The organism is Streptomyces sp. NPDC002773 (assembly GCF_040295605.1).
Lineage (GTDB): Bacteria > Actinomycetota > Actinomycetes > Streptomycetales > Streptomycetaceae > Streptomyces.
Map to the genome: position 1 here is coordinate 129,579 of NZ_JBEOVO010000010.1, position 25,567 is coordinate 155,145.

The following is a 25,567-nucleotide window of genomic DNA, read 5'->3' on the forward strand; positions in this document are numbered from 1 at the left end:
GTAGAGTGGGCGACTCCGGGCCGGGGCCGGTCGGGGCCGCTCCGTGCGGCACCGAAGTCGGGATGTCGGGGTCGTCCGATCTGTCACGATCCCCCGGGGGTCCGTCCTCGGCCGTGAGGGCGTGCTCGTTGGAGTGTTGCGACCAGGGGACGGATGGACCGCGCAGTGCGGGGCTACGAACGCCAGGAGAGCCACCGAGCTGAAGACGACCATCTCGCCAGGTTCGAAGCCGAGATGGACCGGCTGAAGACCGAGCGCGAGAAGGCCGTCCAGCACGCCGAGGACCTCGGATACCAGGTCGAGGTCTTGCGCGCCAAGCTCCACGAGGCGCGGCGCACCATCGCGTCCCGACCCGCGTACGACAGCGCCGACATCGGCTACCAGGCCGAGCAGATGCTGCGGAACGCGCAGGCGCAGGCGGAGCAGCTGCGCCAGGACGCCGAGCGCGAGTTGCGCGAGGCCAGGGCGCAGACGCAGCGCATCCTCCAGGAGCACGCCGAGCACCAGGCCCGGCTCCAGGCCGAGCTGCACAACGAGGCGGTCCAGCGGCGCCAGCAGCTGGACCAGGAGCTCAACGAGCGCCGGCAGACCGTCGAGGCGCACGTCAACGAGAACGTCGCCTGGGCCGAGCAGCTCCGCGCCCGTACGGAGGCCCAGGCCCGCCGTCTCATGGAGGAGTCCCGCGCGGAGGCCGAGCAGTCGCTCGCCGCCGCCCGCGCCGAGGCCACCCGGCTCGCCGAGGAGACCAGCCGCCGGGTCGGCGCCGACGCCGAGGCGGCCCGCGCCGAGGCCGAAGCGATTCTGCTGCGCGCCCGCAAGGACGCCGAGCGCCTCCTGGCCGCCGCGTCCAGCCAGGCGCAGGAGGCCACGAGCCACGCCGAGCAGCTCCGCTCGACCACCACCGCGGAGACCGACCAGGCCCGCCGCCAGGCCACCGAGCTGTCCCGCGCCGCCGAGCAGCGGATGCAGGAGGCCGAGGAGAAGCTCCGGGTCGCCCGCGCCGAGGCCGAGAAGGCCCTCGCCGAGGCCAAGGACACCGCCGCCCGGCAGCTCGCCTCCGCCGAGTCGGTCAACGAGCAGCGCACCCGCACCGCGAAGACGGAGATCGCCCGGCTCGTCGGCGAGGCCACCAAGGACGCCGAGGCCCTCAAGGCCGAGGCCGAGGAGAAGCTGCGCGAGGCGACCGCCGAGGCGGAGAAGCTCGTCACGGAGGCATCGGAGAAGGCCCGTACGGCCGCCGCCGAGGACTCGGCCGCCGCGCTCGCCAAGGCCGCCCGCAACGCGGAGGAGATCCTCACCAAGGCGTCCGAGGACGCCCGGGAGACCACCCGCAAGGCGTCCGAGGAGGCCGAGCGGGTCCGCCGCGAGGCCGAGACCGAGGCCGACCGGCTGCGCGCCCAGGCCGAGGAGCAGGCCGACGAGCTGCTCGGCTCGGCGAAGGACGACACCAAGGAGTACCGCGCCAAGACGGTCGAGCTCCAGGAGGAGGCGCGCCGGCTGCGCGGCGAGGCCGAGCAGCTGCGCGCCGAGGCCATCGACGAGGGCGAGCGGATCCGCGGCGAGGCGCGCCGTGAGGCCGTCCAGCAGATCGAGGAGGCGGCGAGGACCGCCGAGGAGCTCCTCACCAAGGCCCGTACGGACGCCGACGGGCTGCGCACCAAGGCCGGGGCCGAGAGCGAGCGGGTCAAGTCGGAGGCCATGGAGCGCGCCCAGACGCTCCGGACGCAGGCCGAGGAGACGCTGGAGCGCACCCGGGCTGAGGCCGAGCGGCTGCGCGCCGAGGCCGAGGAGCAGGCCGAGTCGGTCAAGGACGCGGCCGAGAAGGCCGCCGCCGGGCTGCGCGCGGACGCCGAGCGGGCCGCGGAGGCGCGCCGCGCGGAGGCCGCCGAGGAGCTGACCCGGCTGCACGCCGACGCCGAGGCGAAGGTGGCGGCGGCCGGCGAGGAGCTCACCGACGCGCGCGCCGAGAGCGAGCGGATCCGCCGCGAGACCGCCGAGGAGACGGAACGGCTGCGGGCCGAGGCCGCCGAGCGGATCCGTACCCTCCAGGAGCAGGCCGAGCAGGAGGCCGAGCGGCTGCGCGGCGAGGCCGCATCGGACGCTTCCACCACGCGTACGGAGGCGGAGAGCGCCGCGGTACGGCTCCGCTCGGAGGCCGCCGAGGAGGCCGAGCGGCTGCGGTCGGAGGCCCAGGAGACCGCCGACCGGGTGCGGGCCGAGGCGGCGGCAGCCGCCGAGCGGGTCGCGGCCGAGGCCGCGGAGGCGCTCGCCGCCGCGCAGGAGGAGGCCGTACGGCGCCGCCGGGAGGCCGAGTCGACCCTCGAGTCGGCCCGATCCGAGGCCGGCCGGGAGCGCGAGGTCGCCCGCGAGCAGTCGGAGGAGCTGCTCGCCGCCGCCCGCAAGCGGGTCGAGGACGCGCAGGTCGAGGCGCAGCGCCTGGTCGAGGAGGCGGACACGCGGGCGACCGAGATGGTCACCGCGGCCGAGCACACCGCCCAGGAGGTACGGGACTCGGTGGCGGGTCTGCGCGAGCAGGCCGAGGAGGAGATCGCCGGGCTGCGCAGCGCCGCCGAGCACGCGGCGGAGCGGACGCGTTCCGAGGCGCAGGAGGAGGCGGACCGGGTCCGCGCCGACGCGCACGAGGAGCGGGAGCGGGCGACCGAGGACGCCGGCCGGGTCCGGGCGCGCGCCCAGGAGGAGACGGAGGCCGCGAAGGCGCTGGCCGAGCGGACGGTCACGGACGCGATCGCCGAGGCGGAGAAGCTGCGGACGGACACCGCGGAGTACGCGCAGCGGGTACGGACCGAGGCGACGGATTCGCTCGCCTCGGCCGAGCAGGACGCGGCCCGCACCCGGGCGGACGCCCGGGAGGACGCGAACCGGATCCGTTCGGAGGCCGCCGAGCGTGCCGAGTCGGTGGTCGGCGAGGCGCGCGCGGAGGCGGACCGGATCGCCGCCGAGGCGGAGCAGGTCCTGGACGAGGCCCGCAAGGCCGCGGACAAGCGCCGTTCCGACGCCGCCGAGCAGGCCGACGCGCTGCTCGCGAAGGCGACGAGCGAGGCCGAGCGGCTCACCGCGGAGGCGATCGAGCTCATGGAGACCACCGAGCAGGACGCCCGGCGGCTCCGTACCGAGGCCGAGCAGGTCAAGGCCGAGGGCGAGGCGCACGCGGAGGCGCTGCGGACGGCGGCGATCGCCGACGGCGAGCAGGTCCTCGACGAGGCCCGCAAGGCCGCCGACAAGCGCCGTTCCGACGCCGCCGAACAGGCCGACGCGCTCCTCGCGAAGGCCACCAGCGAGGCCGAGCGGCTCACCCGTGAGACGAACGCGGAGGCCGAGCGGGTCACCCGTGAGGCGGGCGAGCTCGCCGACGCGGTCACCGCGGACGCGCGCGCCGAGGCGGAGACGACGGTGGGTTCCGCGCAGCGGGACGCCGAGCGGATCCGTGCCGAGTCGGAGCGGCTGAAGGCGGACGCCGAGGCGGCGGCCGAGCAGATGCGGTCGGAGGCCCGCGAGGAGGCGGACCGCACGCTCGACGAGGCGCGGGAGGCCGGGGCCCGGAAGCGTTCGGACGCGGCCGAGCAGGCGGACCAGCTCATGGCCAAGGCCCAGGAGGAGGCGCTGCGCGCCACCACCGAGGCCGAGACGCAGGCGGACACGATGGTCGGCGCGGCCCGCAAGGAGGCCGAGCGGATCGTCGCCGAGGCCACCGTCGAGGGCAACTCGCTGGTGGAGAAGGCCCGTACGGACGCGGACGAGCTCCTGGTCGGGGCGCGCGGCGACGCGACGGCCATAAGGGACCGGGCCGAGGAGCTGCGGAGCCGGATCGAGGGCGAGATCGAGGAGCTGCACGAGCGGGCGCGCCGTGAGAGCGCCGAGCAGATGAAGACGGCGGGCGAGCGGGTCGACAAGCTGGTGACGGCCGCGACGGAGCAGCGTGCCGAGGCCGAGGAGAAGGCGAAGGAGCTGGTCTCCGAGGCGAGTTCGGAGGCGAGCAAGGTCCGTATCGCCGCGGTCCGCAAGGCGGAGGCGCTCCTCAAGGAGGCCGAGCAGAAGAAGGCCTCGCTCGTCGCGGAGGCCGAGGGCATCAAGGCGGAGGCCGAGCGGATCAGGGCCGAGGCACAGGCCGAGGCCGAGAAGACGATCGAGGAGGGCCAGCGCGAACTGGAGGTGCTCGTGCGCCGTCGCAAGGACATCAATGCCGAGATCTCCCGTGTCCAGGACGTCCTGGAGGCGTTGGAGTCTTTCGAGACTCCTTCTGCGGGTACGAAGTCCACCGCGGCGGCGGGCGCTTCAGCGGGGTCCACTCGTTCGGGTGGCAAGCCCCAGGACGGCTAGCCACTCAAAAGGCTGGACATTCTCCAGATCAAACGGGCATACGCTCGATGACACGCCGCTTCGGCCCCTAGGATTCCCTCTAACACCTCACCGGTCTCATTCGACAGGAAACCCATGAGCGACACATCCTCCCCCTTCGGCTTCGAGCTCGTGCGGCGCGGTTACGACCGCGGTCAGGTGGACGACCGCATTACCAAGCTCGTTTCCGACCGTGACAGTGCTCTGTCCCGCATCACCTCTCTGGAGAAGCGCATCGAGGAGCTCCACCTCGAGACGCAGAACGCGCAGGCGCAGGTCACCGACGCCGAGCCGTCGTACGCGGGGCTCGGCGCCCGGGTCGAGAAGATCCTCCGGCTCGCCGAGGAGGAGGCGAAGGACCTGCGTGAGGAGGCCCGTCGCGCCGCCGAGCAGCACCGCGAGTTGGCCGAGTCGGCGGCCCAGCAGGTGCGCAACGACGCGGAGTCGTTCTCGGCCGAGCGCAAGTCGAAGGCCGAGGACGAGGGCGTCCGGATCGTCGAGAAGGCGCAGGGCGAGGCCAACTCGCTGCGTGCCGAGGCGCAGAAGGACGCGCAGTCGAAGCGCGAGGAGGCGGACGCCCTCTTCGAGGAGACCCGCGCCAAGGCCGCCCAGGCCGCCGCGGACTTCGAGACGAACCTGGCGAAGCGCCGCGAGCAGTCGGAGCGTGACCTGGCCTCGCGTCAGGCGAAGGCCGAGAAGCGCCTCGCGGAGATCGAGCACCGCGCCGAGCAGCTCCGTCTGGAGGCCGAGAAGCTGCGTACGGACGCGGAGCGCCGGGCCCGTCAGACGGTCGAGACCGCGCAGCGCCAGGCCGAGGACATCGTGGCCGACGCGAACGCGAAGGCCGACCGGATCCGCAGCGAGTCGGAGCGCGAGCTGGCGGCCCTGACGAACCGCCGGGACTCGATCAACGCGCAGCTGACCAACGTCCGCGAGATGCTGGCGACGCTGACCGGTGCCGCGGTGGCGGCGGCCGGCTCCCCGATCGACGACGAGCGCGCGGCCGGCGTCCCGGCCCAGCAGTCCCGTTGACGCACCTGGTGGCACACGCACTCCGGGTAGCGGATGCACACCCGGTAACAACTGCGTAGCGTTGCCCGAAACCCCCTGTCATTCCGGTGGCGGGGGGTTTTGCGCGCCCGTAGGTTGGTACGCATGATCGAGCTTGAGGGCCTGACCAAGCGTTACGGGGCGAAGATCGCGGTCGACCATCTCTCCTTCCAGGTGCGTCCTGGTGTGGTCACCGGCTTCCTCGGGCCGAACGGGGCGGGCAAGTCGACGACGATGCGGATGATGCTGGATCTGGACAACCCGACGAGCGGGACGGTCCGGATCGACGGCAAGCACTACCGGGAGCTGGCGGAGCCGCTGAAGTACATCGGGGCGCTGCTCGACGCCAAGGCGATGAACGGCGGCCGCTCGGCGTACAACAACCTGCTGTGTCTCGCGCAGTCGAACCGCATCCCGGAGCGCCGGGTGGGCGAGGTGCTCGACCTGGTGGGTCTGACGCCGGTCGCGAGGAAGAAGTCGAAGAGTTTCTCGCTCGGCATGGGGCAGCGGCTCGGGATCGCGTCCGCGCTGCTCGGCGATCCCGAGATCCTGATGTTCGACGAACCGGTCAACGGGCTGGATCCCGAAGGAATTCACTGGATCCGCAATCTGATGAAGGCGTTGGCGGCCGAGGGCCGGACGATCTTCGTTTCCAGCCATCTGATGAGTGAAATGGCGCTGACGGCCGATCATCTGATCGTGATCGGGCAGGGAAAGCTGCTGGCCGACACGTCGATGGCGGATTTCATCCAGCAGAATTCCCGGAGTTACGCGCGGCTGCGTTCGCCGCAGCAGGAGCGGCTCAGGGACGTGCTGCACGCCAACGGGTTCGTCGCGGTCGAGGCGGGCAACGGCACCCTCGAGGTGGATGGGGCGACGACCGAGGAGCTGGGCGAACTGGCGGCGGGGCACGGGCTCGTCCTGCACGAGCTGAGCCCGCAGCGCGCCTCGCTCGAAGAGGCCTTCATGCAGATGACGGCCGGTGCGGTGGAGTACCACGCGCACGGCACGGACGTACACGGCGGCGCTGCGGCGCCCGGCCCCCAGTGGGGCAAGACGACCTCCCAGGGAGCGTGAACGATGGCAGCGGCATCCGCGGTCCTGCAGTCCGAGTGGACCAAGATCCGGACGGTGTCGTCGACCGTCTGGACGCTGGCGAGCGCCTTCCTCGTCACGGTGGCGATGGGCGCGGGACTGAGCGCGTTGGTGAAGGCCACCTTCGACGAGCTGAGCGAGGCCGAGCGGCTCACCTTCGACCCGACCCTGGTCAGCTTCTCCGGGATGATCCTGGGGCAGCTGGCGATGGTGGTCTTCGGTGTCCTGGTGGTGGGGACCGAGTACTCCTCCGGCATGATCCGCACCTCGCTCGCGGCCGTGCCGCAGCGGGCGACCTTCCTCTTCTCGAAGATCGCGGTGGCGGGAGTCCTCGCCTTCCTGGTGGGGCTCGCGACGAGCTTCGTCACCTTCTTCCTGGGGCAGGCGCTGCTCGGTGAGTACCGGGCGTCGATCAGTGACGACAACGTGCTGCGCGCGGTGTTCGGCGCCGGGCTCTACATGGGTCTGATCGCGCTGTTCTCCATGGGCGTGACGGCCATGCTGCGCTCGCTGGTGCTGTCGCTCGGCATCCTGGTGCCGTTCCTCCTCTTCATCTCCAGCATTCTCGCGGCGGTGCCGAAGGCCAAGGAGGTGGCCCAGTACTTCCCGGACCAGGCCGGCGCGAAGATCATGAAGGTCGTCCCGGACGCCCTGAACTCGGAGGAGGCCCCGTACGGCCCGTGGGGCGGGCTCGGGATCATGGTGCTCTGGGTGGGGGCCGCGCTGCTCGGCGGCTATCTGGTGCTGAAGAAGCGGGACGCCTGACCCGTAGGGGGCGGCCTGGGTTTCCCCCGGAGGTTCTCGCCCGTTTCACCGGAACCGTCAATGGCTCGATAAGCTCCTAGCTCATACGGGGGGCTCCGGCCGACGGCCGCCACGCCCCGACATGGATGCGACCGACCTGTCGATGGGGCTGGACAATGATCGAGGCAGTCGGCCTGACGAAGCGCTACGGCGCCAAGACGGCCGTGTACAACCTTTCCTTCCAGGTGAGGCCCGGTGTCGTCACCGGCTTCCTGGGGCCCAACGGGTCCGGCAAGTCGACCACGATGCGCATGATCCTGGGCCTCGACCAGCCCACCGCGGGCCACGTCACGATCGGCGGCCACCCCTTCCGGCAGCTGCCGAACGCGCCCCGGCAGGTCGGCGCGCTCCTCGACGCCAAGGCCGTGCACGGCGGGCGGAGCGCGCGCACCCACCTGCTGTCGCTCGCGCAGCTCGCCGGCATTCCCGCGCAGCGCGTCGACGAGGTCCTGGGCGTGGTCGGTCTGCAGGACGTGGCCAAGCGGCGCTCCAAGGGTTTCTCGCTCGGCATGGGCCAGCGGCTCGGCATCGCGGCGGCGCTCCTCGGCGACCCGCAGGTGCTGCTCTTCGACGAGCCGGTCAACGGTCTGGACCCCGAGGGCATCCTCTGGGTCCGGAACCTGATGAAGAAGCTGGCCGCCGAGGGCCGGACCGTCTTCGTCTCCAGTCACCTCATGAGCGAGATGGCCCTGACGGCCGACCATCTGATCGTGATCGGCCGGGGGCAGCTGCTCGCGGACATGAGCGTCACGGACTTCATCTCGGCGAACTCCGCCGACTTCGCGCGGGTACGGACCCCCGGGACCGATCCGGGGCAGCGGGAGAAGCTGTCGGCGGCGCTGATGGAGGCCGGCGGCCAGGTGCTGTCCGAGCCGGACGGCGCGCTGCGGGTGACGGGCCTGCCCCTGCCGAGGATCAGCGACCTCGCCCACGACGCGGACGTACGGCTCTGGGAGCTGTCCCCGCACCAGGCCTCCCTCGAAGAGGCGTACATGCGGCTGACGCAGGGCGCCGTGGACTACCGCTCCACCGACGACCGGCTCGCGCACCTCCAGCCGCCGCTCCAGCCCGGGCAGCCGGGGTACGGGATGCCGCCGCAGCCGGTGGTCCAGGACGTGCCGCAGCAGGGCTGGTACGCCCCGCCGCCGCCCGGACAGAACCCGTACGCCGGGGCTCCCGGCCAGGCTCCCGCGCCGGGCCCGTACGCCGGGACTCCCGGGCAGCCGCCCGTGCCGGGCCCGTACGCCCCTCCGGCCTCGCAGCCGGGCACCCCTCAGCCGAGCGACACCCCCAAGGACGCCCGATGACCGCCCCCGCCCCGCACCACGCCCCGGCGCCGCACTCCTACGTCTCCCCCATCCCGGTCCGCAGGGCGCATCTCGGTGACGCCCTCGCCTCCGAGTGGACGAAGATCCGCTCGGTGCGTTCGACGCTGTGGACGCTCGGCGTCATGGTCCTGCTGATGCTCGCCATCGGCCTGGGAGTGGCGGCGATCGCCTCCGCCTCCGAGGCCCCGATGGGCGAGGAGTCCGCGCTCGGCTTCGGCTTCTTCGGAATGCTGCCCGCCTCGATCTGCGTGATCACGCTCGGAGTCCTCACGATCGCGTCCGAGTACGGCACGGGCATGATCCGTACGACCCTGACGGCCTGCCCCAGCCGGGCGCGGGTGCTCACGGCGAAGGCGATCGTCTTCTTCCTGCTGGTCTTCACGGTGACCCTGGTGGTCGCCGCGATCGTGGGCGCCGGGCAGGTCGCCCTCGTCGACGGCCGGGAGCCGACGGCGGCCGAGTGGCTGCGGGCGACGGTCGGAGCGGCCGGCTATCTGGCGATGCTCGGACTGCTGTCGCTGGCGCTCGGAACGCTGATCCGCCACTCGGCGGGCGCGATCACGGTGATGATCGGCCTGCTGCTGCTGCCGCTGGTGGCGGCCATGTTCATGTTCTCCGAGGCCCTGAAGTCCGTACAGGAGTGGCTCCTCACCTACGCCATCCCCTCGCAGATGATCGCGCTGTACGCGGCGCAGCCGCCGTTCGGCAACGAGGGCCCGGCGGGCTGGGAGCCGCTGCTGATCATGGCGGGGGTGGCGGGGGTCGCCCTCGCCGGCGCCTTCGCCCTGCTGAACAGCCGGGACGTGTAAGGGGGCCCGGAGGCTCAGTACTTCGGCGCGTTACGGGACCGCTGCACCCTGCTGGTGCGGCGGTCCTTCGCGTTCCAGCAGGCCTTGTGCCAGTGGCGCCGGTCGTCCACTCCGCCGTACTCCGGCCAGGCGACCACGTGCGGGGCGCCGCCGGGGATCTCCTGGTCGCAGCCGGGGCAGCGGTACCGCTTGCCGGGCGCGCTCGCCCCGGCGACGAGCCGGACGTACCACTCCTCGCCCTGCCAGGTCTCGGTGCGCTGCACGCCGCCGTACCGGTCGCCGTGGTCGCCCGGCTCGGTGGGCTTCTCGCCGCCTCGGGAGCGGTTGTGGCGCGGGGACACGGGCACACCTCACGGGGACTGGGAACACGGACCGTTCCCTCAAGCCTACGGGCCGCGACGCGGTGCCCCGGGCCCCGTCCGGCAGGGCTTAGCCGAAAATCGCAAGAACTTCATGAACGGCCGTTGCCTATGGCACGTGTCAGACGTTGTTGCCAGTGCGAGGGGAGTTACGCGTCGGCCGCAAGGAGGCAGAAGGCGATGCGCGTGGGTACGTTCGTTCTGGCCGCCCAGTTCCCGGGCCAGGGACAGGGTGAGGCCCTGCACCGGGCGGTGCGGACCGCGGAGGTCGCCGAGGAGGCGGGCCTCGACTCGGTCTGGCTGGCCGAGCACCATTTCGTGCCGTACGGGGTCTGCCCGTCGGCCGTGACGCTGGCCGCGCTGCTCCTGGGCCGCACCCGGCGGCTGCGGGTGGGCACGGCGGTGAGTGTGCTGCCGACCGTCCACCCGGTCGCCCTGGGCGAGCAGGCGGCGCTGCTGCACCTCACCTCGGGCGGCAGGTTCACCCTGGGGGTGGGCCGGGGCGGCCCCTGGGTGGACCTGGAGGTCTTCGGCGCGGGACTCGACGCGTACGAGAAGGGGTTCCCCGAATCGCTCGACCTGCTGCTGCGCTGGCTCACCGAGCCGCGCGTCGGCGCCGAGGGAGAACGATTCGCCTTCCGTGAGGTGCCGGTGGTGCCCCGCCCCGGCGAACTGATCGGCGGGGCCGCGTCCCCCGAGGTGGTGGTGGCCTGCACCTCGCCGAAGAGCGTGCGGCTCGCCGCCGAGCGGGGACTGCCGATGCTGCTCGGGATGCACAGCGGCGACGCGGACAAGGCCGAGATGGTCGCGGCCTGGGCGCGCTTCGCGCGGGAGGCCGGCCGGGACCCGGACGAGATCGCGCGGATCGGGTCCTGCCATGTCTCGGCGGGCGTCGTCCAGCTCGCGGACCGGGGGGCGGACGCGGCGGAGGCGCTGGTGAAGGCGATGCCGGGCTGGCTGAAGCAGGGCCTCGACGCGCATGTGACGGTCGACGGCCGCGAGCGGGCGATGCGGGACCCCGTCGCGTACACGGAGCTGCTGTGCGGGCTGCACCCGGTGGGCACGCCCCGGCGCGCGGCGGACCGGCTGGCGGCGACCTCGGAGCGTACGGGCATCACGCGGTTCGCCCTGCTCGCCGAGGGCTCGGGCGACCTCGCGGCGACCGAGGAGAACGTCCGGAGGCTCGGCGCGGAGGTCCTGCCGCTCCTCGTGTGACTCGCACGAACCGTGTGGGTCGTGTGGGTCGTGTGACTCGTGTGACCGGCGCGAACCGTGTCCGGGACTGTGCCGCCGCTCCGGCGTCCGTCCGTGGTCGACGCGTGTCGGCACGCGTCGGCCACGGCTCCCGCGACGCGGAGCGGCAGCACCATGTCTCAGCAGTCGCGCATTTCCGGCGACTGGTTCAGCAGCTGCCCCCGTACGGACGTGAAGCGGGCGAGCCGCTCGTCCACGGACGGGTCCAGCGGGAACACCGCCACCCGGTGGCAGTTCTGGAAGGCGAGACGCACCCCGAAATGCCGCTGCAGCGCACCACGAATGGCGTCACTCGCGAGCGCGCGCAGCAGCTGACCACGTGCCTGCTCATTCGGCGGCGGCGTCTGGTTGTCGGCGAACTCTCCGCCGTCGACCTTCAGCTGGGCCACCAGAGAACTGATCATCTCCCATGCGAAGGGCAGGGAGGTCCGGACGCAGTCGACGAAGTCGGCTTCGTCGACCTCGCCTCGCTCGGCCTGTTCCAACAGTGCCGGTGAGACGTCGAGCGACATGGGTTCTCCTCTCGCGACCCCGCGTACGGGGTCTTGCGGGCAGGGCGAAAGCCGGTCGGCCGCCACGCAGCGTGCACGGACGACGACCTCCAGCTTCCACGGTAAGCGCGCAGTCCTGACCGCACCAGGAGCTTGGGAACACAACCGGCTGATAACCGACGGGTGTTCGGCTCAGGATCATGCCCCGGCGGCACCCGGCCCATGCCCGAATCGCGCGGACGAGCGCCCGTCTTGTAGCGTTGCCGACCATGCGTCTCGTCATTGCCCGTTGCTCCGTGGACTACGCGGGCCGGCTCACGGCCCACCTGCCCTCCGCGCCCCGTCTGATCCTGATCAAGGCAGACGGCAGCGTCTCCATCCACGCGGACGACCGGGCGTACAAACCGCTCAACTGGATGTCCCCGCCGTGCACCCTGAAGGAGGGTGCCGACGGTGACGCCGGCGTCTGGACGGTGATCAACAAAGCGGGCGAGAAACTGATCATCACGATGGAGGAGATCCTCCACGACTCCTCGCACGAACTGGGTGTGGACCCCGGTCTCATCAAGGACGGCGTCGAGGCGCACCTCCAGGAACTGCTCGCCGACCGCATCGAGACGCTCGGCGAGGGATACACCCTGATCCGCCGCGAGTACCCGACGGCGATCGGCCCGGTGGACATCCTGTGCCGTGACTCGGACGGCGCGACGGTCGCGGTGGAGATCAAGCGGCGCGGCGAGATCGACGGCGTCGAGCAGCTGACCCGCTACCTGGAGCTGCTCAACCGCGACCCGCACCTGGCGCCGGTGAAGGGCGTCTTCGCGGCGCAGGAGATCAAGCCGCAGGCGCGGGTGCTCGCGACGGACCGCGGGATCGGCTGCGTGGTCCTGGACTACAACGCGATGCGCGGGATCGAGGACGACAAGCTGAGGCTGTTCTAGCGGCGGCGGGGACGGCGGTACGGGGACGGCCCCGGGTGCGGTGAGCACCCGGGGCCGTCCCCGTCGCCTTACATCGGTACGTCGTTCGGTACGCCGGTCAGGCCGGCGTCTCCGAGGCGGTGGAGTCGCCCGAGGCGGACGGGCTGCCGAGCGAGGTGGAGGCGGAGTTGCTGGGGGCCTCGGCCGTCGTCGAGGAGCTGCTCGGGGTCGGCGTCGGGGTCTCCGTGGGCGGATCGGTCGTCGGCGGCGGGGTCGTCGACGAGGAGTTCGACGGCTTGGGCGTCGACGACGAGGGCGACGGCCTCGTGGTCGTCGGGCGGGGCCCGGCCGTCTTGGTGGGGCTCGTCGGCGGGGCCGTCGTCTCCGTGGGGGCCGTGGGGGCCGTGGTCGTCGTGGGGCTGTCCGAGGACGACGGGGTGCCGGACGCGGTGGAGGCGGCCGGGCTCGACGGGTCCGACGTCGACGTGCTGTCGGAGCCGGACGGGCTCGGGGAGCCGGAGTGGGTGGGTCGGCCGGACTCGCCGGGCTCACCCCCCTCGCCCTCCGCTGGCTCCTCCTCGCCGTCCAGGCCGTCGTCGGTGGCGCCCTCGGTGGCCGTGCTGTCGGAGGTGACGCGGTTGGTCGCCGGGTCCTCGCCGTTGCCGGAGGTGGCGCCGAGGGTCACGACGGTGCCGAGGACGGCGACGAGGAGCGCGCCCGCGCCGACGGCGGCGAGGTTGCGGCGGGCGCCGCTGAGGATGCCGCCCCGCAGGCCGGACCGACCGCGGCCGCCGGCGGTGTCGGCGTGGGCGACGAGCGTCGGTCCCTCGTCGGGGAAGTCGGGGAAGGCGGCGAACTCCGGGAACGCGGGGGCCGGGGCGGCCGCCGGGGGCCGTCCCGCGCCGCCGGACAGTGGGGCCGTGCGTACGGGCCCGCCCGGCAGCGGCGCGGTGACGGGCTCCGGCACCTGCCGTACGGGGAGCGCGGCCGGCTTGCGCAGGGCGGGGGTGCCGCGCGGCGGCGATACGGGCTCCTCGGCGCGGGCCGCGGCCGGGGCGCCGTGCTCCCCGGAGAGGTCGGAGACGAGGGCGAGCGCCCTGCGGCCCGCGACCGTGCCGCGCTTGTCGGCGAGCACACCGCGCAGGGCGATGGAGGCCTCCAGCTCGGCGCGGGCCCGCTCCAGGCTGCCGGTGCAGAGGGCGAGGACGCCGAGTTCGTGGTGGAAGTACGCCTCCTCCGCGACCTCCCCGGTGAGCCGGGCGGCCTCCTGCCCGGCGCGCAGAGCACGCTCCCAGGCGCCCCAGTGCAGTCCGGCGGCGAAGGCGGGCGCGGCGGCGCGGGCGAGCAGGACGGCGGTGGCGCGGTGCTCGGCGGTGACGTCGGCACCGCTCCCGGTGCCGGTCCCGGCGTCGGTGCCGGTACCGGCTCCCGTTCCCTTGGCACCTCGTGCACCGGCTCCAGTTCCAGCTCCCGATCCGGCTCCGGCTCCGGCGACGAGGACGGTCAGGGCGGCGAGGAGGGCGTCGGACTCGGCGACGGCCCGCTCCGGGGTGACGGAGGGGTGGGCGGTCCACCAGGCGTAGTGCTGGGCGACGGTGTGGGCGCGGGCGGCGGCCTCGGTCTCGTACCCCTGGGCGAGGAGCTGGGTGAGGACGCCGGCGGCGAGCCGGTAGCGGGGTCCGACCGGGGAGAGCAGGCCGCAGGCCTTGAGCTCGCCGAGGGCGGCGTCGGCGTGGGTGTCGCCGACCAGGGCCGGCAGATGGGCCTGGTGCGGGACCTCGCCGCCGAGGGCGACGGCGAAGCGGAGCGCGGTCTGGGCGGAGCGGCTGAGCCGGGAGGCGAGCAGGACGGCGGGGGCCGCGCCCTCGCCGAGGCTGGGGAGGGGTATCTCGCGGAGTTCGACGTCGGGGTCCTCGATGCCGTCGAAGGCGGCGGCCGCGACGGCCGCGGCCGCGTCGGGGTCGGTCGGCCCGAAGGCCTCTTCGAGGGCGCCGAAGGCGTCGAACTCGGCCGGGGTGACGCGCAGCCGGTCGCGCTGGCGGAGCAGGGCCCCGGCCTGGACGAAGCGGAGCGGCAGGCCCTCGGACTCGAACCAGAGGTCGCCGGCCCAGTTGGCCTCGTCGTCGGTGAGGGTGCGGCCGACGGCGCTCTCCAGGAGCTTCAGGGCGGCGCCGCGGCCGAGGCCGGCGAGGTGGAGTTCCTCGACGTGGGCGTCGGGCGAGGGGGCGGGGACGTCGGGCCCCGCGGCGAGGAGGAAGGCGCACTCGGGGGCGCCGGCGAGGAGCTCGTCGAGGGCGGCGCCGCCGAACTCCAGGTCGTCGACGACGACGACGGCACCGACGTCGCGGAGCCGGTCGAGGAGGCCGTCGCGGCCCGGCCGGTGGTCGGGGGCGTACCGGACGGCGGCGAAGAGCTCGTGGAGGAGCTCGGTCGGGGTGCGGTGGTGGCCGGAGAGCCGGACGACGCCGTCGGGGGCGAGCCCGGCGCAGTCGTCGGCGACCGCGTCGAGGAGGGCGGTGCGGCCGGATCCGGCGGGGCCGGTCAGACGGGCGGAGCGGCCGCGGCCGAGGATGCCGGTGAGGCGCTCGCGTTCCTCCTGGCGTTCGAGGAGGGGCAGCTCCGGCGCGGTGGGACCCGGCGGGACGGGCGGGGCGGCGGCGCGGGAGGCCTCGGCGCGTTCCTCGGGGGTACGGGGGCGGGGGGCGGCGGGTTCCTGTCCGGGCGGGCAGGGTTCGATCTCGCTGCCGTCGACGGGGTTGACGGTGACGAGCAGGTCGCCGGAGACGAGCCGGACGACGCGGGCACGCGCGGGTGCGGGGGCCGGGGCGGGGGTGCCGCGCCCCTGGCGGGCCTCGTCGCCCTCGGAGTCGTGTCCGTACTCCTCCGGCGCCCGGTTGATCGGGTCCATGGTCAAGCCCCCAAGAAGCGGTGTCCGGTGCCCGCCGGGTGGGTCCGTCAATGTGCAGGCGACCGAACCCTAGACCGTGGTCAGGCGGCCGGGAACAGGTGGGGTGCCCCGGAGACCAAGACGTCACGGTCTTGTGAGGATTGAGCGTGACGCCTGGTTCACACAGCTGCTTCACACAGCTGTGGCGCCCGACTGCTGCCTGGAGGGCGGGAGCCTCGGAGGCTCACACCCGGGGCAGGGACTCCAGGGCGAGGCCGCCCTCGATGGCGAGGATGCGGTGCAGCTTGGTGGCGACGAGCAGCCGCTGCATCTGCGGCGGCACCCCGCGCAGGACGAGCCGCCGGCCGCAGCGGCCCGCCCGCCGGTGGGCGCCCATGATGACGCCGAGCCCGGTCGCGTCCCAGGAGTCGAGTCCGGTCAGGTCGAGCACCAGGTCGCCGACTCCGTCGTCGACGGCCGAGTGCAGGACCGTACGGGCGTCCGCCGCGCTACGGACGTCGAGGCGGCCCCCGACGACCAGCTCGACGTGGTCGCCCCTGATGTGCATATGCGCTCCCCGAGAGTGCTCCGTCTTCGCAACAACTGACTGCCGCACGGGCAGAAGCGTTGCGCCTTGTCAGCGAACCGGTACCTGAATTCACCCCACGGGGTGAGGGCGGGATGGCGGGCCGGGCTCAGTACTTGTAGTAGCCCTGCCCGCTCTTGCGGCCGATGTCACCCGCGTCCACCATCCGGCGCATCAGCTCCGGCGGCGCGAACTTCTCGTCCTGGGACTCGGTGTAGATGTTGTTGGCGGCGTTCACCAGGATGTCGATGCCGGTGAGGTCGGCCGTGGCGAGCGGGCCCATGGCGTGGCCGAAGCCGAGCTTGCAGGCGATGTCGATGTCCTCGGCGGTGGCGACGCCCGACTCCTGGAGCTTGGCGGCCTCGACGACGAGGGCGGCGATGAGCCGGGTGGTGACGAAGCCGGCGACGTCGCGGTTGACGACGATGCAGGTCTTGCCGACGGACTCGGCGAACTCCCGGGCGGCGGCGAGGGTCTCGTCGCTGGTCTTGTATCCGCGGACGAGCTCGCAGAGCTGCATCATCGGGACCGGGGAGAAGAAGTGGGTGCCGACGACGGCCTCGGGGCGCCCGGTCACCGCGGCGATCTTGGTGATCGGGATCGCGGAGGTGTTGGAGGCGAGGACGGCGCCGTCCTTGGCGACCTTGTCGAGCGAGCGGAAGATCTCGTGCTTGACGTCGAGGTTCTCGAAGACGGCCTCGACGACGATGTCGGCGTCGGCGACGGCTTCGAGCTCGGTGGTGGCGGTGATCCGGCCGAGCGCGGCCTCGGCGTCGGCGGCGTCCAGCTTGCCCTTGGCGACGAACCGGTCGTACGACGCCTTGATGCCGTCGGTGCCGCGGGTGAGGGCGGCGTCGGTGACGTCACGCAGGACGACGTCCCAGCCCGCCTGGGCCGAGACCTGCGCGATTCCGGACCCCATGAGTCCGGCCCCGATGACGGCGAGCTTCCTGGCCACGATGTTCCACCCCTTAACGCATGTTCACTTCTGGCTCTCCGGCGGAGATTAGCGGTCGGGGGGCGGGATGTGACCGCGAAGTAATGCGCGTCACGCCTTGTTTGACGGACGTCACACTCACGGCACCCCGTTCGGGCGCCCCCACGGAAGCTATATACCCCTGGGGGGTATATAGTCGAGCGCACCTTGTCCGGCGGTCGTCGTCCGAGAGGAGCTGCCGTCATGCGTCCGTACGCCCTGGGGACCGCCCCCGCCCCGCTGCTCCTGCTGACCGGCATGGTCAGCCTCCAGTTCGGCTCCGCCTTCGCGAAACGGCTCTTCGAGGAGACCGGTCCGACCGGAGCGACCCTGTTGCGTCTGCTCATCGCCGCCGCCCTGCTCTGCCTGCTCTCCCGGCCCGCCCCCCGCCTGCTCCTCCGCCACTGGCGGCTGCTGCTCCCCTACGGGGCCGTCTTCGCCGTGATGCAGTTCGCCTTCTACGAGGCCACCTCACGGCTTCCGCTGGGGGTCGTGGTGACCCTGGAGTTCAGCGGGCCGTTGCTGCTCGCCGCCCTCACCTCGCGGCGCGCGCTCGACCGGCTCTGGGTGGCGCTCGCGGGCATCGGTCTACTCGTCCTCGGCGGCACGAAGGGCATGGACGACCCCGTCGGCCTGGCCGCGAGTCTGCTCACCGGAGCGGCGCTCACCGGCTACATCCTGCTCGGCGCCCGGGTCGGCAGGGCCGTCCCCGGCGGCTCCGGCCTCGCCCTCGGCCTGACGGTGGCCGCCGTCCTCGCCCTGCCCACCGCCCCCGCCCTCGGCCTCCCCTCCCCCGACGTCCTGCTCGATCCGGGGGTGCTGGGATTCGCCTTCGCGGTGGCCGTCCTGACGACCGTGGTGCCGTTCTCACTGGAGTTCGCCGCGCTGCGGCGGCTGCCGCCGAGGGTCTTCGCCGTCCTGTCGACGGTGGAGCCCGTCATCGCGGCCCTGGTGGGGCTCGCCCTGCTCGGCGAGCGGCTCTCGTGGGTGCAGTGGGCGGCCGTGCTCTGCGTGGTGGGCGCGGCCGTCGGCACCGGCCGGGCCGCAGACGTACCGCCCGACCCGCCGCCAGCACCGTCCGATCGATCCCCGTCCCGGAAGAACGGAGTGCCGTTATGACCCCCGTGAGCCCTGTGCCCAGCAGCACGACCAGCCTCACCCACACGACGCACGCGACCGGCCTCATCCCCACCACACACACCATCAGCCCGCCCGCGCGCCGGACCCGCGAGGTCCCGGCCCGGGTCGCGCCCCTCCTGGAGACCGTCTCCACCACGTCCCGCTCGGCGCTCCTCGTCGCGGGCGGCTACTTCGACACGGCCGCCGGCATCGGCGCGTTCTCGCTGAACTCCTTCGCCCTCGCCCAGGAGACCGGCGCGGCCGCCCGCCGGCTCCACCGCGGCAACAAGGTCCTCTACGACGTCATCGCCAACGACCTCGGCATGTCCTGTTCCACCGACGTCTGTACGCTGCCGGCGGCCGGCCCCGCCGAGACCGACCTCTCCCCGCTCACCGCCGCAGCCGCCGAGGCCGGGACGGCCTTCACCGTGACCCGCGAGCGGAACCTGCGCAACCGCGCCGCCCGGTCGATGAAACGGTGGCTGCGCGAGCCCGCGGCCGAGCCCCTCTTCGCCCGGGACGGGGACGAGATCGTCTTCCGCTCCCGCCAGTACGAGAAGGTGCTCGCCGGTGTCGTCAAGGGCGACCATGTCGTGCCGCGCTGCCCGCTGATCGTCGCCGAGTACTTCGCGCGCTACTTCGCCCGGCTGCGGGCCTTCCCCGACTGCGCCCACCGCCATGTCGTCGACATCAACTCGCTCGCCGACCGGGACAAGGTGACCAAGGGCGCCGAGATCTACCTCCGCACCCTGGGCGCGCCCGGGGAGGAGATCGTGCTGGTCTTCGCCGACGCGGCCTGCGCCGACCCGCTGGCCCTGACCTACACCGCGTACGACTTCTGAGCACCCGTCTTCTGATCACCGCCTTCTGATCACCCGTCACAGCGGAAACAGGGAGAGACCCGGTATGGCCACGATCTATCTCGACCACCAGGCGACCACCCCCATGGACCCGGTCGTCGTCGAGGCGATGAGTTTCGCCGCCACCCACTGCTACGCCAACCCGTCCAGCCCGCATGCCGCCGGCATCCGCGCCTTCCGCGAGGTCGAGCGGGCCCGGGGCGCGGTCGCCCGGCTCATCGGCGCGGGGCGCAGCGAGATCTACTTCACCTCCGGCGCGACGGAGGGCAACAACCTCGCGATCAAGGGGGTGGTCCGTCCGGGCGGGCGCCGCCACGTGGTGACGACGGCGGTGGAGCACAAGTCCGTGCTCGACACCTGCCGTTCGCTGCGGGAGGCGGGGCACGACGTGACGGTGCTGCCCGTCGACGGCGAGGGCCGGGTCGACCCGGGGCAGGTCGCGGCGGCGCTGCGGCCGGACACCGCGCTGGTCTCGGTGATGCTCGCGAACAACGAGGTCTCCACCGTCCAGCCGGTCGCCGAGATCGGCGCGCTGACCCGGGCGGCGGGCGTCCCGCTGCACTGCGACGCGACCCAGGGGGTCGGCTCGCTGCCGGTGGACGTACGGACGCTCGGGGCCGACCTGCTGACGTTCTCCGGGCACAAGATCTACGGCCCGAAGGGCGTCGGCGTCCTGTACGTCTCCAACCGGCTCTCGGACCGGGCGCCCCTGGCGCCGCTGCTGCACGGCGGCGGCCAGGAGCGGGGGCTTCGCGCGGGCACGCTCAACACCGCCGCGGTCATCGGCCTCGGCGCGGCCGTCGGGGTGCTCGCGGCGGGCCGGGAGGAGGAGGCGGTACGGCTCGCGGGGCTGCGGGGCCGGTTCCTGACGGAGCTGGCGCAGCTGGTCCCGTACACGCTCAACAGCGGTACGGGGGCGGGCTTCCTGCCGCACGCGGTGAACCTGTCGTTCGCGGACGTGGACGCGCAGCAGGTGCTCCTGGAGGTCGCCGACCTCGCCGTGTCGACGGGTTCCGCCTGCAACAGTTCGGCGCAGGAGCCCTCGCACGTCCTACGGGCGGTCGGGCTGCCGCCCGAGCGGATCCGGGGCAGCGTCCGGATCGCGTTCGGCCGCTTCAGCACGGAGGCGGAGGCGGTCCGCGCCGCCCACGCGCTGGCGGCGGTCGCCGGCCGTCAGCCCTCGCGAACCGCGTAGGTCAGCACTCTCTCGCTCAGGAGCTCCTCGATCTCGTCGAGGAGCACGAGCGCCTCGCGGGAGACGGCCGTCGCCCTGCCTCCGGCGGTCATCTCGCGGGTGATGTACCCGACGACGGTGGTCTCGACCCAGGTGAGCTGTCCGCCGACGAGCAGCGGCAGGGGGTCGTCGGCGGGCGCGCCGGTCTCCTCGCGGAGGGTGGTGACGACGGCGTCCTGGACCTGCTGCTGCACGTGGAAGAGCCGGGCCTTGAGGGTGGGGGCGTGCTCGATGACGTTCATGAAGGCGTCGAAGCCGTCCATGAGTCCGTACGCGGGGGAGACGGCGCCGATGTCCTGGCGGAGTGCGCGCAGGACGGCCCGGGCGGCGGACTCCCCCCGGTCGCGGCCGCGGATCATCCGGGCGAGGCGCTGGGTGACGCCGTCCATCCGGTCGAGGAAGAGGTCCTCCTTCGCCGGGAAGTAGTTGTAGACGGTGTTGACGGAGACGTCCGCCGCCTCGGCCACGTCCGCGACGGTCACCTGCGCGAAGCCGTGTTCGAGGAAGAGCCCGGTCGCGATGTCCGAGATCCGCTGCTTCGTCTCGCGCTTCTTGCGTTCCCTGAGTCCCTCGGCCATGCGCTCATCCTAGGCTCCCTGAAAGTTCGAGGCCACTCCATTTTTGGCCACACATAAAACTTGGTGGCGTTGCAAAATTTGAGTGACTCTGTTTCTGTAGTCGCCATGCCCATCATCAGCACGGCCGGGCTCGCCCGGACCTTCTCGACCAGGAACGGCCCCGTGGAGGCCGTCCGAGGGATCGACCTGACCGTCAGGCCCGGCGAGATCCTCGGACTCCTCGGACCCAACGGCGCCGGAAAGACCACGACCCTCCGGATGCTCACCACGCTCCTCCCGCCCACCGCCGGCGCCGCCACCGTCGCGGGCCACGACCTCGTACGGGACCCCGCTGCCGTACGCCGCCGCATCGGGTACGTCGCCCAGTCCGGCGGCCTCGACCCGCAGGAGACCGTCCGCTCCGAGCTCGTCACCCAGGGCAGGCTCTACGGCATGAACCGGGCCCGCGCGACGGCCCGCGCCGAGGAGCTCGCGGCCGACCTCGGGCTCACCGACCTCCTCGACCGCGCCACCCCCGCGCTCTCCGGCGGCCAGCGCCGACGGCTCGACCTCGCGATGGGACTCACCCACCGGCCCGAGGTCCTCTTCCTCGACGAGCCGACGACCGGGCTCGACCCCGGCAGCCGCGCCGACCTGTGGGAGCTTGTGCGGCGGCTGCGCGACGAGTACGGCACCACCGTCGTCCTCACCACCCACTACCTGGACGAGGCCGACGCCCTCGCCGACCGGCTCGTGATCGTGGACAAGGGAACCGTCGTGGCCGAGGACAGCCCCACCGCCCTCAAGGCCGCCCATGGCGCGGCCACCCTCCAGGACGCGTTCCTCGCCGTCACCGGGCGCGGCCCGGCCCCCGTCGACACCACGCCCGTAGCCGTCTGACCCGTGACCCGCAGCCCCCTAGGACACCCGATGCTTCTCCGCGACACCGCGCTCCTCTTCGGGCGCTACGCCCGCCAGACCCTGCGCTCCCCGTTCCAGATCTTCTTCGGCGTCCTCATGCCGCTGCTCTATCTGCTCTTCTTCGGGCCCCTGCTCACCGGACTCCCGCTGGGCCGCGAGGGCGACTCCTGGCAGATCCTCGTCCCCGGCCTGCTACTCCAACTGGGGCTCTTCGGCGCCTCGTTCGCCGGGTTCTCGATCATCATGGAGAAGAACTGGGGCGTGTTCGACCGGATGCGGGTCACGCCGGTGAGCCGGCTGGCCCTGCTGCTCGGCCGAGTACTTCGGGACGCCGCGCTCTTCGTCTTCCAGGCGGTCCTGCTCGTCCTGGTGGCCCTGCCGATGGGGCTGCGGGCGCCGCTCGCCGGGATCCTGATCGGCTTCGGCTTCGTCGCCCTGCTCTCGGTGGCGCTCGCCTCGCTGTCGTACGCCCTCGCGCTGAAGCTCCGCACCCCGCAGGAGTTCGGCCCCGCGATCAACACGCTCGCGATGCCGGCGATGCTCCTCTCGGGCCTGATGCTGCCGATGACGCTCGCCCCCGGCTGGCTCGACGTGCTCTCGCGCTTCATGCCGTTCCGCTATCTGGTGGACGCGGTCCGGGAGGCGTACATCGGCCACTACACGACCCCCACCCTGCTGTACGGGGTGCTCGTCGCCCTCGCGGTGGCGGCGCTCGCCGTGACGGTGGGCACACGGACGTTCCGGAGCGCCGGAGCCTAACTAGGCTGGACCCATGGTCAATCTGACGCGCATCTACACCCGTACCGGCGACCAGGGCACCACGGCGCTCGGCGACATGAGCCGGACCGCCAAGACGGATCTGCGGATCTCGGCCTACGCCGACGCCAACGAGGCGAACGCCGCCATCGGTACGGCGATCGCCCTCGGACAGCTCGACGAGGAGGTCGCGAAGGTCCTCGTCCGGGTCCAGAACGACCTCTTCGACGTGGGCGCGGACCTCTGCACACCCGTGGTGGAGGACCCGAAATACCCGCCGCTGCGGGTGGAGCAGAGCTACGTCGACAAGCTGGAGGCCGACTGCGACCGCTTCCTGGAGGACCTGGAGAAGCTGCGCTCCTTCATCCTCCCGGGCGGCACGCCCGGCGCGGCCCTGCTGCACCAGGCGTGCACGGTGGTCCGGCGGGCGGAGCGCTCCACCTGGGCGGCCCTCGAGGTCCACGGGGAGACGATGAACGCCCTCACCGCCACGTACCTCAACCGCCTGTCAGACCTGCTCTTCATCCTTGCGCGTACCGCCAACAAGGAGGTCGGGGACGTGCTCTGGGTCCCGGGCGGGGACCGCTGAATCCCGGCCTGAACCCGCGTGCGAGAGACCGTGCGGCGCGCCGTGCGAGAAGCCGTGCGGGGCCTTCTTCGGGAAGAGCGCGTAGCTGAGCGCGATCAGGCCGTGGATGCCCACCGCCCGCCAGGCGACGAAGATCCAGTCGCGCAGGCCGTCGGTGTTCCCGTCGTCGCCGACGTACCACATCGCCAGGAGCAGCAGGCCCGAGGCGACGGCCCCCGCGACCACCGAGCCGAGCCAGATCGCACCCTCGTGGCGGGCGCGGGCCGCCCCGTACCTCGGCGGCTTCGGGGGCGGCGGGGCGCCGCCGAAGCGGTGCGCGGCATGGCCGTCGAGCCACTTCACGGTGCGGTGGCCGTGGCCGACGGTGTAGCCGATGTACAGGGCGGCGAGGCCGTGCTTCCAGCTGGGGTCGGCGCCGTTCTTCAGGTCGATCGCCGTGACGACGAGGAGCAGGATCTCCAGGAGCGGCTCGCACAGGAGGAGCGCGATACCCGTCCGGGGCATCTTCAGGAGGTAGCGGGCGGCGAGTCCGGCGGCCAGCAGGACCCAGAAACCGATTTCGCAGATGACGATCAGCGTGACGATCACGACGGTTCCCCTTTCGGTTCCTCCTCAGCGTCCCGTGGCTTTCGGCGGCGTTCGTCGTCGCCGGTGACGAAACGCGTCTACATCCTTCGACGGAGGCGCGGATCGGCCCGGACGAGGAGGTCACGGCGCCGGCGCCCGTGTTGGATGGGTACGTGACACTCCCCCGCCCGCGCCTTCCACGGCTCCCCCGCCCGCACCGCGTCGACCTGCTGATCGCCTTCTGCGGGCTCGCCGGCGGCCTGCTCCTGTGGTCGTTCGGTCTCTACCTGACGGCTGACCACGTCTTCGGGCAGCGGTGGGCGACGCTGATCCCGCTGACCGTGATGGCCGCGACGGAGGCCCTGCGCCGTACCGCGCCGCACTTCGCCCTGGTCGTCGCCACCCTGGCGATCGCCGGCGACCAGTTCACCCACGGCAATCTCGCCACGATCCTGATGTTCACGGACGTGGTCTACGCGGCGGTGGTGTACGGCTCCCCCGGTCTGGCCCGGCGCGTCCCGTACACCACGGCGTTCGTCACCGTCGCGACCACGGGCGTCTTCCTGGTCTGGTGGCAGAACGCGATCGCGCTGGTCGTGGGCGCGCTCACCGGCATGGTCTCCTTCCTGCCCGCGGTGACCGGCTCGATCGTGCGCAACCACCGGAACGCGGCGGAGGCCGCCCGGCTGCGCGCGGAGCAGACGGCGCTGCTCGCCGAGATGGACCGGGCGCAGGCGGTGGTGGCGGAGCGGGCCCGGATGGCGCGCGAGCTGCACGACATGGTGGCGAACCACCTCTCGGCGATCGCGATCCACTCGACGGCGGCGCTGTCGCTCGACGAACCGGCCACCACCCGGCAGGCGCTCACCGTGATCCGGGAGAACAGCGTGGCGGGCCTGACGGAGATGCGGCGGCTCATCGGGCTGCTGCGGGACAGCGGCGCGGAGACGGAACCGGCCGCCGCGCCCACGCTGGCGGGCCTCGACGCGCTGGTCGCGCAGGCGGGGGCGAACGGCGGCCCCGCCGGGCTGGCCTTCGCCCTTGACGACACCCGGGAGACGACCGGGGGGCTCCCGGCGCCGGTGGAGCTGGCCGCGTACCGGATCGTGCAGGAGTCGCTGACGAACGCGCTCAAGCACGCGGCCCCCGGCGAGGTGCGGGTCACGCTCGCGCAGGGGCCGGACTCGCTCTCGGTACGGGTGACGAGTCCGTACGGGGAGCGGCCCGGGCCGACCGCGCCCGGTTCGGGGGCCGGTCTGGTGGGGATGCGGGAACGGGTGGCCCTGCTCGACGGGGTCTTCGAGGCGGGTCCGGTGCCGGACGGCGAGGGTCACAAGCGTTGGCGGGTACGGGCAGAGCTGCCCATGGACAGGAACGACGGGGAGCGGGCATGACGGTGCGGGTGGTGGTCGCCGACGACCAGAGCGCGGTACGGGCGGGGCTCGTCCTCATCCTGGGCAGCGCGCCGGACATCGAGGTGGTCGGGGAGGCGGCGGACGGGGAGCGGGCGGTGGAGCTGGCGCGCGAGCTGCGGCCCGACCTGGTCCTCATGGATGTGCAGATGCCCCGGATGGACGGGGTGACGGCGACGGGGATCGTGGTCGCGGAGGGGCTCGCGGACGTGCTCGTCCTGACCACGTTCGATCTGGACGAGTACGTCTTCGGGGCGCTGCGGGCGGGCGCCTCCGGTTTCCTCCTGAAGAACGCGGACGCGGGGGAGCTGATCGAGGCGGTACGGACGGTGGCGCGCGGCGAGGGACTGATCGCCCCCGCGGTGACCCGGCGTCTGATCGCGGAGTTCGCGGCGCCGAGCCGGCCCGCACGGACGGACCCCGCGGTCCTCGCGTCGCTGACGCCCCGGGAGCGGGAGGTGCTGTCGGCGCTCGGCAGGGGCCTGTCGAACGCGGAGATCGCGGTACGGCTCGACATGGCGGAGGCGACGGTGAAGACGCACGTCAGCAAGGTGCTGGGGAAGCTGGAGCTGCGGAGCAGGGTCCAAGCGGCGGTCCTCGCCCAGGAGTTGGGCGTCTGAGGAGACGGCGGCGACGT

Annotated in this window: 23 protein-coding genes; 16 read left to right on the forward strand and 7 right to left on the reverse strand. The window is 72.8% G+C overall.

What is annotated here, in order from left to right:
* Positions 1 to 153 precede the first annotated feature (153 nt).
* From scy to ABT034_RS15515, 6 genes are all read left to right on the forward strand, one after another.
* Complete coding sequence (gene scy / locus ABT034_RS15490) at positions 154 to 4,338, forward strand: polarized growth protein Scy (RefSeq protein WP_351215257.1); 4,185 nt, start codon at positions 154 to 156, stop codon at positions 4,336 to 4,338.
* Between the two features lie 114 nt (positions 4,339 to 4,452).
* On the forward strand, positions 4,453 to 5,388 hold the full coding sequence (locus ABT034_RS15495) for a coiled-coil domain-containing protein (protein WP_351215259.1): 936 nt from the start codon (positions 4,453 to 4,455) through the stop codon (positions 5,386 to 5,388).
* Positions 5,389 to 5,511: 123 nt separating this feature from the next.
* Positions 5,512 to 6,483 carry an ABC transporter ATP-binding protein gene (locus tag ABT034_RS15500; protein ID WP_351215261.1) on the forward strand — a complete coding sequence of 324 codons (972 nt, stop codon included), beginning with the start codon at positions 5,512 to 5,514 and terminating at the stop codon, positions 6,481 to 6,483.
* A 3-nt stretch (positions 6,484 to 6,486) separates the two neighbouring features.
* Entirely contained in the window at positions 6,487 to 7,266 is a 780-nt protein-coding gene (locus ABT034_RS15505) for an ABC transporter permease (RefSeq protein WP_351215263.1), read from the forward strand.
* Between the two features lie 155 nt (positions 7,267 to 7,421).
* Positions 7,422 to 8,612: an ABC transporter ATP-binding protein gene (locus ABT034_RS15510; RefSeq protein WP_351215265.1), complete on the forward strand. Its 1,191-nt coding sequence runs from the start codon at positions 7,422 to 7,424 to the stop codon at positions 8,610 to 8,612.
* Complete coding sequence (locus ABT034_RS15515) at positions 8,609 to 9,442, forward strand: ABC transporter permease (RefSeq protein ID WP_351215267.1); 834 nt, start codon at positions 8,609 to 8,611, stop codon at positions 9,440 to 9,442. The genes ABT034_RS15510 and ABT034_RS15515 overlap by 4 nt, the downstream gene beginning before the upstream one ends.
* 14 nt (positions 9,443 to 9,456) lie before the next feature.
* Here ABT034_RS15515 and ABT034_RS15520 read toward each other — a convergent pair whose 3' ends face one another.
* On the reverse strand, positions 9,457 to 9,783 hold the full coding sequence (locus ABT034_RS15520) for an Rv1322 family protein (RefSeq protein WP_351215269.1): 327 nt from the start codon (positions 9,781 to 9,783) through the stop codon (positions 9,457 to 9,459).
* 198 nt (positions 9,784 to 9,981) lie between these two features.
* Between ABT034_RS15520 and ABT034_RS15525 the strand changes: the two genes are divergently transcribed.
* Complete coding sequence (locus ABT034_RS15525; RefSeq protein WP_351215271.1) at positions 9,982 to 11,016, forward strand: LLM class flavin-dependent oxidoreductase; 1,035 nt, start codon at positions 9,982 to 9,984, stop codon at positions 11,014 to 11,016.
* A gap of 158 nt (positions 11,017 to 11,174) precedes the next feature.
* Here ABT034_RS15525 and ABT034_RS15530 read toward each other — a convergent pair whose 3' ends face one another.
* Positions 11,175 to 11,567 (reverse strand): SCO5389 family protein, encoded by a 393-nt coding sequence (locus ABT034_RS15530; RefSeq protein ID WP_351215273.1) that lies wholly within the window; start codon positions 11,565 to 11,567, stop codon positions 11,175 to 11,177.
* 248 nt (positions 11,568 to 11,815) lie between these two features.
* On the opposite strand from ABT034_RS15530, the gene nucS reads away from it, so the two are divergent.
* The gene (nucS, locus tag ABT034_RS15535) at positions 11,816 to 12,487 is read left to right on the forward strand and encodes an endonuclease NucS (protein WP_351215276.1); all 672 of its coding nucleotides are present in this window, start codon (positions 11,816 to 11,818) and stop codon (positions 12,485 to 12,487) included.
* Positions 12,488 to 12,584: 97 nt separating this feature from the next.
* On the opposite strand, the gene ABT034_RS15540 is transcribed toward nucS, so the two are convergent.
* From ABT034_RS15540 to ABT034_RS15550, 3 genes are all read right to left on the reverse strand, one after another.
* On the reverse strand, positions 12,585 to 15,374 hold the full coding sequence (locus ABT034_RS15540; protein ID WP_351215278.1) for an ATP-binding protein: 2,790 nt from the start codon (positions 15,372 to 15,374) through the stop codon (positions 12,585 to 12,587).
* 223 nt (positions 15,375 to 15,597) lie between these two features.
* Positions 15,598 to 15,921, reverse strand: coding sequence for an STAS domain-containing protein (locus tag ABT034_RS15545; RefSeq protein ID WP_015036221.1), 324 nt, complete (start codon positions 15,919 to 15,921; stop codon positions 15,598 to 15,600).
* Positions 15,922 to 16,048: 127 nt separating this feature from the next.
* On the reverse strand, positions 16,049 to 16,897 hold the full coding sequence (locus tag ABT034_RS15550) for a 3-hydroxyacyl-CoA dehydrogenase family protein (RefSeq protein WP_351215280.1): 849 nt from the start codon (positions 16,895 to 16,897) through the stop codon (positions 16,049 to 16,051).
* A 222-nt stretch (positions 16,898 to 17,119) separates the two neighbouring features.
* On the opposite strand from ABT034_RS15550, the gene ABT034_RS15555 reads away from it, so the two are divergent.
* From ABT034_RS15555 to ABT034_RS15565, 3 genes are all read left to right on the forward strand, one after another.
* Positions 17,120 to 18,034 carry an EamA family transporter gene (locus tag ABT034_RS15555; protein ID WP_351215282.1) on the forward strand — a complete coding sequence of 305 codons (915 nt, stop codon included), beginning with the start codon at positions 17,120 to 17,122 and terminating at the stop codon, positions 18,032 to 18,034.
* Positions 18,031 to 18,876: a hypothetical protein gene (locus ABT034_RS15560; protein ID WP_351215284.1), complete on the forward strand. Its 846-nt coding sequence runs from the start codon at positions 18,031 to 18,033 to the stop codon at positions 18,874 to 18,876. The genes ABT034_RS15555 and ABT034_RS15560 overlap by 4 nt, the downstream gene beginning before the upstream one ends.
* Positions 18,877 to 18,940: 64 nt before the next feature.
* The gene (locus ABT034_RS15565; RefSeq protein ID WP_351215286.1) at positions 18,941 to 20,089 is read left to right on the forward strand and encodes a cysteine desulfurase family protein; all 1,149 of its coding nucleotides are present in this window, start codon (positions 18,941 to 18,943) and stop codon (positions 20,087 to 20,089) included.
* Here the strand turns inward: ABT034_RS15565 and ABT034_RS15570 are convergent.
* Positions 20,068 to 20,706: a TetR/AcrR family transcriptional regulator gene (locus ABT034_RS15570; protein WP_351215288.1), complete on the reverse strand. Its 639-nt coding sequence runs from the start codon at positions 20,704 to 20,706 to the stop codon at positions 20,068 to 20,070. The two genes, ABT034_RS15565 and ABT034_RS15570, sit on opposite strands and share 22 nt — an antisense overlap.
* Positions 20,707 to 20,811: 105 nt before the next feature.
* On the opposite strand from ABT034_RS15570, the gene ABT034_RS15575 reads away from it, so the two are divergent.
* From ABT034_RS15575 to ABT034_RS15585, 3 genes are read left to right on the forward strand one after another with little or no spacing between them, the layout of a single operon-like run.
* Positions 20,812 to 21,585, forward strand: coding sequence for an ABC transporter ATP-binding protein (locus ABT034_RS15575; RefSeq protein ID WP_351215290.1), 774 nt, complete (start codon positions 20,812 to 20,814; stop codon positions 21,583 to 21,585).
* Between the two features lie 30 nt (positions 21,586 to 21,615).
* The gene (locus ABT034_RS15580; protein WP_351215292.1) at positions 21,616 to 22,365 is read left to right on the forward strand and encodes an ABC transporter permease; all 750 of its coding nucleotides are present in this window, start codon (positions 21,616 to 21,618) and stop codon (positions 22,363 to 22,365) included.
* A gap of 13 nt (positions 22,366 to 22,378) precedes the next feature.
* Positions 22,379 to 22,951 (forward strand): cob(I)yrinic acid a,c-diamide adenosyltransferase, encoded by a 573-nt coding sequence (locus tag ABT034_RS15585; RefSeq protein ID WP_351215294.1) that lies wholly within the window; start codon positions 22,379 to 22,381, stop codon positions 22,949 to 22,951.
* Here the strand turns inward: ABT034_RS15585 and ABT034_RS15590 are convergent.
* A complete protein-coding gene (locus ABT034_RS15590; protein ID WP_351215296.1) occupies positions 22,871 to 23,539 on the reverse strand; it encodes a hypothetical protein in 669 nt (222 codons plus the stop codon). The genes ABT034_RS15585 and ABT034_RS15590 overlap by 81 nt on opposite strands.
* A gap of 152 nt (positions 23,540 to 23,691) precedes the next feature.
* Between ABT034_RS15590 and ABT034_RS15595 the strand changes: the two genes are divergently transcribed.
* Together ABT034_RS15595 and ABT034_RS15600 are read left to right on the forward strand one after the other, a co-directional pair.
* A complete protein-coding gene (locus ABT034_RS15595; RefSeq protein ID WP_351215298.1) occupies positions 23,692 to 24,912 on the forward strand; it encodes a sensor histidine kinase in 1,221 nt (406 codons plus the stop codon).
* The gene (locus ABT034_RS15600; protein ID WP_351215300.1) at positions 24,909 to 25,550 is read left to right on the forward strand and encodes a response regulator; all 642 of its coding nucleotides are present in this window, start codon (positions 24,909 to 24,911) and stop codon (positions 25,548 to 25,550) included. The genes ABT034_RS15595 and ABT034_RS15600 overlap by 4 nt, the downstream gene beginning before the upstream one ends.
* Positions 25,551 to 25,567 lie beyond the last annotated feature (17 nt).